Source organism: Bradyrhizobium monzae, assembly GCF_021458635.1.
Lineage (GTDB): Bacteria > Pseudomonadota > Alphaproteobacteria > Rhizobiales > Xanthobacteraceae > Bradyrhizobium.
This window is the reverse complement of record NZ_JAIRDQ010000034.1, coordinates 1-1,525: the sequence shown is the minus strand read 5'-3', so window position 1 is coordinate 1,525 and position 1,525 is coordinate 1. Positions and strand designations below refer to the sequence as shown.

Annotated in this window: 2 protein-coding genes; both read left to right on the top strand. The window is 63.9% G+C overall.

Going from position 1 to position 1,525, the window contains the following annotated elements; all coding sequences use genetic code 11:
• Positions 1-79: 79 nt before the first annotated feature.
• Positions 80-1,171, top strand: a complete 1,092-nt coding sequence (locus K3F49_RS39020; protein ID WP_234686155.1) for an IS5 family transposase — start codon at positions 80-82, stop codon at positions 1,169-1,171.
• Positions 1,171-1,509, top strand: a complete 339-nt coding sequence (locus tag K3F49_RS39015; protein WP_234686154.1) for a hypothetical protein — start codon at positions 1,171-1,173, stop codon at positions 1,507-1,509. The genes K3F49_RS39020 and K3F49_RS39015 overlap by 1 nt, the downstream gene beginning before the upstream one ends.
• Positions 1,510-1,525 lie beyond the last annotated feature (16 nt).

Below are 1,525 nucleotides of genomic sequence, written 5' to 3'. Positions count from 1 at the left end.
TAGCAGGCCGTTGAAAAAGGCGCTCGCCGCCGATCGTGGACCGTGATTCATTGGCTCCGACGAGATTCGGAGATGGTGCGTGCGCGGCGGCGACAATCGAACGGGCGAGCTGTTCAGCTACGTTGACCTTGAGGCGCGGGTGCGGCGTGATCATCCGCTGCGAGCGATCCGGACGATCGTGAACGAGGCGCTGGCGGCGCTGGAGCAGGAGTTTGCCGCGCTCTATTCGCCGATTGGGCGGCCGTCGATCCCGCCGGAGAAGCTGCTGCGGGCGATGCTGTTGCAGGCGTTTTATTCGATCCGCTCGGAGCGGCTTCTGATGGAGCGGCTGGAATACGACCTGCTGTTCCGCTGGTTCGTCGGAATCGGTGTCGACAACGGGGCCTGGGACCATTCGGTGTTCTCGAAGAACCGCGACCGGCTGCTGGAAGGCGACATCGCGGCCAAGTTCCTGGCGGCGGTGCTGGCGCAGCCCAAGGTGAAGAAGCTTCTGTCGAGCGATCACTTCTCGGTCGATGGCACGCTGATCGAGGCCTGGGCCTCGATGAAGAGCGTCAAGCCGAAGGACGGTTCTGGCGAGCCGCCGGCGCAGGGCGGCGGGCGCAATGCGGAAGCGAACTTCCACGGCCAGAAACGCTCGAACGACACCCATGCTTCGACCACCGATCCGGATGCCAGGCTGTACCGCAAGGGTAAGGGCAAGGAGACGAAGCTGTGCTTCATCGGGCATGGGCTGATGGAGAACCGCCACGGTCTGCTGGTCGACGCCTGCCTGACACTGGCTGACGGGCATGCCGAACGGGTGGCCGCGCTGCACATGATCGAGCCTCGTGCCGACCGGCCGACAGCGATCACGCTTGGTGCCGACAAAGCCTACGACGCAGAAGACTTCGTCAACGAGCTGCGCTCGATGAACGTGACGCCGCATGTTGCGCAGAACACCAGCGGCCGCAGCTCTGCGATCGACGGGCGAACGACCCGGCACGGCGGCTATGCCGTCAGCCAGCGCATCCGCAAGCGCATCGAGGAGGCATTCGGCTGGATCAAGACGATCGCCGGGCAAGAGAAGACGAGCTTCCGTGGCCGTGATCGCGTCGCATGGGCTTTTACCTTCGCTGCCACCGCCTACAATCTCGTGCGGCTGCCCAAGCTGATAGTGGAGGCCGGCTGATGGCCAAGGCGCCCGGCTTCGCCAAGGCCTTTGCCGGCCGCTGGCGCATCGTCGAAATGGACGACAGCGACTTCCTCGATCTTGTCGAAGAGGCGCATCTCACCTTCAAGGGCAAGTCCGATGGTGAAATCGCCTTCGGTGCGCTAAAGGGCTTTCTCGACGTCCGCTACGGCGCGCGAGACGGTTCGGCCTGCGCGGAGTTCTCATGGGAAGGACACGACGAGAATGATCCCGCCTGCGGTCGCGGATGGGCCATGATCGGCACCGCGGGCAGGCTCGTCGGCCACTTCTACATACACAATGGCGACGATTCAGGCTTCGTTTGCGAACGCGGCTGAGTTCTTCAACAGCCTG